Source organism: Phyllobacterium sp., from assembly GCF_037994425.1.
Taxonomy (GTDB): Bacteria; Pseudomonadota; Alphaproteobacteria; order Rhizobiales; family Rhizobiaceae; genus Phyllobacterium.
Genome location: NZ_JBBNAM010000038.1, coordinates 1 through 6,681, shown reverse-complemented (window position 1 = coordinate 6,681; position 6,681 = coordinate 1). Strand labels below are relative to the sequence as shown.

Sequence of the window (6,681 nt, the reverse complement as noted above, 5' to 3'; positions counted from 1 at the left end):
TATTTTGCCAAGCGGGGCAGGGGCGGCAACGGCAAGGCGATCGTCGAGCATCTCCTGACCGCGGAAAAGACGCTGCTGCCGCTCTATTACCCGGTGACGACCGAGGTCGAAAAGACGGACGAGGCCTATCGAAACCAGATTACCGCCTTCTACGATCAATCGGCCGCCGCCGTGGCGGCTCACCTGGAGGAAGGCCGCACCGTCGCCGTGTTGAGCGAGGGTGACCCGCTGTTCTATGGTTCCTACATGCACCTGCATGTACGCCTGGCGAACCGTTACCCAACCGAGGTGATCCCCGGGATCAGTGCGATGTCAGGATGCTGGTCGCTCGCCGGCCTCCCGATCGTTCAGGGAGATGACGTGCTTTCCGTACTTCCTGGTACGATGACTGAAGCCGAACTGCAGCGCCGACTGTCAGACACACAGGCCGCGGTGATCATGAAGGTCGGACGCAACCTTCCGAAGATCCGCCGCGCGCTGGAGGCATCCGGTCGCCTTGCCGAGGCCGTCTATGTCGAGCGAGGCACCATGGTCAATGCGGCGATGACGAAGCTCGCCGACCGGCCCGACAGCGACGCACCCTACTTTTCATTGGTGCTCGTGCCCGGCTGGGAGTCTCGCCGATGACCGGCAGGCTCTTCGTGATCGGGACCGGTCCCGGCAATCCGGATCAAATGACACCGGAGGCGGCTGCGGCGGTTTCTAAGGCAACCGAGTTCTTTGGATACGGACCCTATCTCGACCGGCTGAACCTCAGATCCGATCAGCGGCGACAGGCCTCCGATAACCGGGAAGAGCTTGATCGGGCATCGGCCGCGCTGCGGGCGGCAGCAACCGGCGCTACCGTCTGTGTCGTGTCCGGCGGAGATCCGGGAGTCTTTGCGATGGCGGCCGCAGTATGCGAGGCCATAGACAACGGTCCGAAAGAATGGCGCACGATCGACCTCGTAGTGCTGCCGGGGATCACCGCCATGCTCGCGGTTGCCGCTCGAATTGGTGCGCCGCTTGGGCACGACTTCTGCGCCATTTCGCTGTCTGACAACCTAAAGCCTTGGAATATAATAGAAAATCGTCTTTCAATGGCAGCAAAGGCAGGTTTCGTGATTGCGCTCTATAATCCGATCAGCAAGGCACGGCCCTGGCAATTGGGCAAGGCGTTTGACTTGCTGCGCTCGGACCTGCCGGCAACGACACCAGTGATTTTCGGTAGAGCTGCAGGACGCCCCGACGAACGCATCACCGTCCAGCCGCTTGCAGAAGCCGACGCGACGACGGCTGATATGGCAACCTGTGTCATCATCGGTTCGCCCGAGACAAAGGTGATCACTCGAGACGGGAAGCCGGACCTCGTCTACACTCCGCGGTTCATCGCAGGGGAAAACAGGTGATCGATCGCCGCCAGCATCGCTTCAACGGTGGCAACCGTCTCCATAGTGGCGGCTGGCGCCCGCGCGACCATGAATACGTCGATGCCGAGCTGGCGTGCAGCCTGGATCTTCGCATAGGTCGCCGAACCGCCGCTGTTCTTGGTGACAAGGGCATCGATGCGATGGGTACGGAGCAGCGAAACTTCGCTTTCAACACAGTAGGGGCCGCGATCGAGAACGAGCTGGACGTCGGGAAGAACAAGCGGCGGCTCGACAGGATCGACACTTCGAACGAGGTAAAAGTGCTGGGGGGCGGCTTCGGCGCGATGGGCTTCCTGGCGCCCGATTGCCAGGAAGACCCGGCGAGGGGAGGGGCCAAGCCGCTCTATCGCTTCCGCGATGGTCGCAACCGGCGTCCACCGATCACCCGGCTCAGCCATCCATTCTGGCCTGCGCAAGGCGAATGCGGGTATGCCTGTGGCAGCGGCGGCCTCACTGGCACTTCTGGAGATGCGAGCCGCGAACGGATGCGTTGCATCGATCAGAAGGTCGAAACCACCATCACGCAGAAAGGCGGCCAGACCTTCGGCACCACCAAAACCACCTATGCGCAGCGGAACTGGCTGATCGGAGGGTTTCTCCGTTCGACCAGCAAGCGAGAGCAAGGTCTCGTACCGGCCAGTGCCCTCAAGCGCTTCAGCGAGAGCGCGCGCTTCGCCGGTGCCTCCGAGCATCAGGATGCGGATTTTGACCATGTCTGATATGCCTTCCGCTCCCGGCCAACGCTGGCTGACTATTATCGGCATCGGCGAAGATGGTCCAGCCGGACTGGGTGACGAGGCGAAGCGGCTGATCGCTGCCGCGCCCGCCGTCTTCGGTGGCAAGCGGCATCATGAGCTCGTGGCCGGGCTCATCACCGGCAAGAGGCTCGCCTGGGAAAGCCCTTTCGAGAGGTCGATTGAAGCGGTCGTGGCACTTCGGGGCTCACCGGTCGTCGTCCTCGGTTCAGGCGATCCATTTCTATATGGCATTGGCGCGACGCTGTCGCGCCGCATTGGTGCCGAGGAAATGCGTGTGATCCCGTCGCCATCCTCGTTCAGCCTGGCTGCCGCGCGCCTTGGCTGGCCGCTGCAAGAGACGGCGACAATTTCGCTGCATGGCCGACCGCTGGATTTGATACGGCCACACCTGCACCACGGCAGGCGGATCATCGCACTGACCTCCGACGGCGAGACGCCGGCGCAACTTGCGGAGCTCCTTCGAGTCACAGGCTTCGGCGAATCCCACCTGCACGTCCTCGAGGCACTTGGCGGGGATCGCGAGCGGCAGCGCTCAGCGCGTGCCGATCGCTTCGACCTGGGAGAGATTGACCCGCTCAACGTTTGCGCAATCGAGATCGTGGCAGGGGAGGGGGCGCGAACGATACCGTTCACATCGGGGCTGGACGACGCGCTTTTTGAACACGACGGCCAGATCACCAAACAGGAGATCCGTGCAATCACGCTTGCAGCCTTGGGTCCGCGCCATGGTGAACTGCTTTGGGACATTGGCGCCGGCTCCGGCTCGATCGGCATCGAATGGATGCTCGCCGACCCGTCACTGCGCGCAGTCGCCATCGAGCAATCGAGTGAGCGAGCCGGGCGCATCGCAAGAAATGCGGTTGCCTTTGGCGTTCCCGGGCTTGCGATCGTGGAGGGAACCGTCCCGGAGGCGCTTGCGAACCTGCCCGAGCCCGACGCGGTCTTCGTTGGCGGCGGCGGCAGCGAGGAAGGTGTACTCGAGGCAGCTCTTCACGCCTTGAAGAGGGGAGGGCGTCTCGTTGCCAATGCCGTTACCCTTGAAATGGAATCCCTGCTGTTTTCGCTGCAGCGGGAGCATGGCGGCACATTGACACGTATCGAGATAGCGCGCGCGGCGCCCCTTGGCGGTATGACCGGTTGGCGTCCGGCGATGCCCGTCACGCAATGGCGCTATATAAAGAAGTGAGAGAAAGCAGATGACGACAGTGCATTTTATCGGCGCGGGGCCGGGGGCAGCGGACCTGATTACGGTGCGCGGCCGTGACCTCATCGCCAAATGCCCAGTTTGTCTCTACGCGGGTTCGATCGTCTCGCCGGAACTATTGCAATATTGCCCGCCCGGCGCACGCATCATCGATACGGCACCGATGTCGCTTGATGAAATCGAGGCCGAGTACCTGCGGGCCGCCGCAGCCGGGGAGGACGTTGCGCGATTGCATTCGGGCGATCTTTCCGTCTGGAGCGCCGTTGCCGAACAGATCCGCCGGCTGGAAAAGCACGGCATCAGCTATACGATGACGCCTGGTGTGCCTGCCTTTGCGGCGGCAGCGGCAAGCCTTGGCAGGGAACTGACCATTCCAGCCGTAGCGCAAAGCCTTGTGCTCACGCGTGTCTCCGGCCGTGCATCCCCAATGCCGAACGAGGAAACTCTGGCGAGATTCGGAGCGACGGGCTCGACGCTCGCCATCCACCTGGCCATTCATGCCCTGGAGCAGGTTGTTGCGGAACTGACACCGCTCTACGGCGCCGACTGCCCGGTTGCGATCGTCGCCAAGGCGTCCTGCCCGGATGAGAGGATCGTCCGGGGGACGCTCGGCGACATCGAGGAAAAGCTGGCCGCCGCGCCCATCGAGCGAACGGCGATCATCTTCGTCGGCCAGACGCTTGCTGCCAGCGGCTTTCGCGAGAGCTCGCTCTATGATGCGTCCTACCAGCGACGCTTTCGCGGCCGGGAGTAGGGGAGGGGACTGCGCGCCTCAGACCTCTGCGGAAAGGTAGTCCATGCTCGCCCGCAGCGCCTTTGCCGGATCGTTGAGGTCATGTACCGTAGCCGCGAACGGCTCGAACGAAAACGGGCCGGCGTAACCCGCCTTTATGAGAGCACGCATTTGCCCGGCATTGTCCAGACGGTCATCTGCCGCCACCAGAACACGGTGGGGATCGCGCATCTCCGCGATCGAAACCGCAGGATCGCTTACACCGGAAATATGAACCAGCCCGGTCAAGTCAGCGAAGAGTTGTTCTTCGCCGGCAAGGTGATGATGGAAGGTGTCATGAACCAGCTTGAACGTGGACCGTCCAGCCACAGCGTCGATTGCCTCAACAGCCTCCGCCTTTGACCGGAGCGAACAGATCGCAAAGCCGAGGGGTTCGACAAGTCCTATGATCCCGGCTGCATCGAACATCGGCTTCAAGGCAGCCAGCGACTGGCGGAGATTTTCCTGCCGCTCGCCATCTGCACGACCAGTGCCATCGTTCTTCGGGACAAGAACAAGTGCGCGCGCGCCGCAAGCCTTGGCATAGTCGATCAGTTCTCGGGCTTCGTCGGCACGCGTGGCGTTCCACTCGTTGAAGCGCTGCAGCGCATTGATCGAGAGAATGGTCAGACCGTGACGCTCTGCAGCCTGGGCAACAGTCTCCGGCAACGTTCCGTCGAGGATCGCATTGCCCACAAGATCGTTGCGGATCTCAACCGCATCAATGCCAAGCGACGTGGCCAACGCAAAGAGATCTTCAATCGCCAACGATGGCGCCGCCATATGGTTGAGGGCAAAACGAACGAGCGGCATTCTTGGTCTCCTCCTAAAGCCTGGTATTACGGAAGGCGTTAAAGCAATTCTCTACCCCAATCGGCTCCCTGATCCATCCACTGCGAGCCCCACGGCCCTTTCATTCGTGACAGAAAATAGGCCAGCCATGAGAGATGCCCCTCATGGCGAGGCAACCACGGCAGCACAGGAATAATATCGGTCGGGAGCGCGCAACGAACGTCATACAAGAATAGTAGAGCAACCTCTGTATATTCGGTGATTGTTGGAGAACTAGACAGTTACTTAGGCGCAACCAGCGGCGTCAAGAATGTATAAAATGCGATTTTCGGGTGTATTTTTGGTTAATACCGATCCAGCAGGTAACATATTTCAGGATTTTTATTCTAACTCCATTCAGTCGATATGGCATTTTAATACTTTATGTTTCTTTTGGTGAAACTGCATTTCAAGATTTACAAAAGACAGGTACAATTTCGTATTTCTGCGTTTCCTACATTAACCTTTGGAAATATTTTTGTATTGCTTATTAGCACCTATGTATGTAGTTTCTTAATAAAGTAGAAATCGGCCACCACAAAATAGTTGCTGGGCACAAGTTGGATATCTACTTTGTTGCATACTAAGGGGATCATCACAGCGTTCAGGGGACCGTCGCAAAGTATTGCGTATACTTGATGCGTACCGTCCCCCAGCACTAAAGGGTATGAGGGCTAGTATGAATTACGTACCTTCGGAATTCGAAAATGGCAAAATCGCATTAAACAGGCTCCGGCCTGTACCGACACTCTCCAAGGCAAGCACGGAATTCGAGCATACTGAAAGGGAGCAAGGAGATGATCAGTGCCTGCTGATTATCGACGCCAGAACGCTCGAACGCGAATGCCTTGCGACGACCTTGAAAGCGAACGGCCTCAGCATGGGTGCTATTGCCGTCGGCTCGATTGAAGAGTGGCAGCGCAAGAAAGATACCCACCGCCCGGTAGGCGCGGTCCTTCTAAACATTGCAGGCCGGAGGGCTGAGGATGCCAGCCTGTCCGAAGAAATCGCGGCGATCACCTCAGAGCTCGCACCGGCTCCGGTCGTCATTTTGGCCGATGGCGATGACCTCAACCAAACCTTGAAGATGCTCCAATGCGGCGCGCGCGGTTTCATACCCACGTCCGTCGGAATTGAGGTATGCGTCGAGGCACTTGCTCTTGCGGTTGCAGGCGGCACCTTCATCCTCGCGGGTAACAGCTTTTCTCCGTCTGCAGGAGAAACTGCCTCGATCGACATGAGCCAGAAGCCGCAGCGACCGAACGAGCTGACGCGTATCTTTACGCTAAGGCAAGCCGAGGTCGTCCAAGCGCTCCGCAAAGGCAAAGCAAACAAGATAATCGCGTATGAACTCAACCTCCGCGAAAGCACGGTCAAAGTTCATATCCGGAACATCATGAAGAAGCTGAAGGCAACGAACCGAACGGAAGTTGCTTACAAGCTCAACGATATGTTCCAATAAAGCGAAGCAAGATGAGCTAAAGCCGCCGAGTAATTTTTACTGGCACCCACCTTCCGGTGGAAAATAACATCGCGGATGATCCCAGCGTGAAGTTGAGATCATCCGATGTAGTGTGTTTTTGTTTTGCCCGACAGCCTGGCAAGGATCGTCCAACGGTCCATATGAATGCTACCGCTTAAAGGGCGTTGAGCCGTGCAACTCGGTGACGCTTCAAATCGTACTGATTGGAGTACCTGCGAGCAACA

7 protein-coding genes are annotated in these 6,681 nt (G+C 59.1%); 5 read left to right on the top strand and 2 right to left on the bottom strand.

The window, feature by feature from the left end:
- Positions 1 to 627: precorrin-2 C(20)-methyltransferase (locus AAAB35_RS02320; protein WP_340666625.1), on the top strand; the 627-nt coding region annotated here is incomplete at its 5' end.
- The gene (locus tag AAAB35_RS02315; protein ID WP_029867349.1) at positions 624 to 1,388 is read left to right on the top strand and encodes a precorrin-3B C(17)-methyltransferase; all 765 of its coding nucleotides are present in this window, start codon (positions 624 to 626) and stop codon (positions 1,386 to 1,388) included. The genes AAAB35_RS02320 and AAAB35_RS02315, both read left to right, overlap by 4 nt.
- Here AAAB35_RS02315 and AAAB35_RS02310 read toward each other — a convergent pair.
- Positions 1,352 to 2,122, bottom strand: coding sequence for a cobalt-precorrin-6A reductase (locus AAAB35_RS02310; RefSeq protein WP_112644935.1), 771 nt, complete (start codon positions 2,120 to 2,122; stop codon positions 1,352 to 1,354). The two genes, AAAB35_RS02315 and AAAB35_RS02310, sit on opposite strands and share 37 nt — an antisense overlap.
- Between AAAB35_RS02310 and cbiE the strand changes: the two genes are divergently transcribed.
- Complete coding sequence (cbiE, locus tag AAAB35_RS02305) at positions 2,121 to 3,353, top strand: precorrin-6y C5,15-methyltransferase (decarboxylating) subunit CbiE (protein ID WP_340666624.1); 1,233 nt, start codon at positions 2,121 to 2,123, stop codon at positions 3,351 to 3,353. The genes AAAB35_RS02310 and cbiE overlap by 2 nt on opposite strands.
- A 10-nt stretch (positions 3,354 to 3,363) precedes the next feature.
- The gene (gene cobM, locus AAAB35_RS02300; RefSeq protein WP_112644939.1) at positions 3,364 to 4,125 is read left to right on the top strand and encodes a precorrin-4 C(11)-methyltransferase; all 762 of its coding nucleotides are present in this window, start codon (positions 3,364 to 3,366) and stop codon (positions 4,123 to 4,125) included.
- Positions 4,126 to 4,143: 18 nt separating this feature from the next.
- Here the strand turns inward: cobM and AAAB35_RS02295 are convergent, their stop codons facing one another.
- Positions 4,144 to 4,956 (bottom strand): TIM barrel protein, encoded by an 813-nt coding sequence (locus AAAB35_RS02295; protein WP_113113197.1) that lies wholly within the window; start codon positions 4,954 to 4,956, stop codon positions 4,144 to 4,146.
- 697 nt (positions 4,957 to 5,653) lie between these two features.
- Between AAAB35_RS02295 and AAAB35_RS02290 the strand changes: the two genes are divergently transcribed.
- Entirely contained in the window at positions 5,654 to 6,436 is a 783-nt protein-coding gene (locus tag AAAB35_RS02290) for a response regulator transcription factor (RefSeq protein WP_112644943.1), read from the top strand.
- Positions 6,437 to 6,681 lie beyond the last annotated feature (245 nt).

Bases quoted from the DNA above. Each gene is read 5' to 3' on its own strand.
- AAAB35_RS02315 (WP_029867349.1), top strand. From the start codon at position 624: ATGACCGGCAGGCTCTTCGTGATCGGGACCGGTCCCGGCAATCCGGAT.
- cbiE (WP_340666624.1), top strand. From the start codon at position 2,121: ATGTCTGATATGCCTTCCGCTCCCGGCCAACGCTGGCTGACTATTATC.
- AAAB35_RS02310 (WP_112644935.1), bottom strand. From the start codon at position 2,122: ATGGTCAAAATCCGCATCCTGATGCTCGGAGGCACCGGCGAAGCGCGC.
- cobM (WP_112644939.1), top strand. From the start codon at position 3,364: ATGACGACAGTGCATTTTATCGGCGCGGGGCCGGGGGCAGCGGACCTG.
- AAAB35_RS02295 (WP_113113197.1), bottom strand. From the start codon at position 4,956: ATGCCGCTCGTTCGTTTTGCCCTCAACCATATGGCGGCGCCATCGTTG.
- AAAB35_RS02290 (WP_112644943.1), top strand. From the start codon at position 5,654: ATGAATTACGTACCTTCGGAATTCGAAAATGGCAAAATCGCATTAAAC.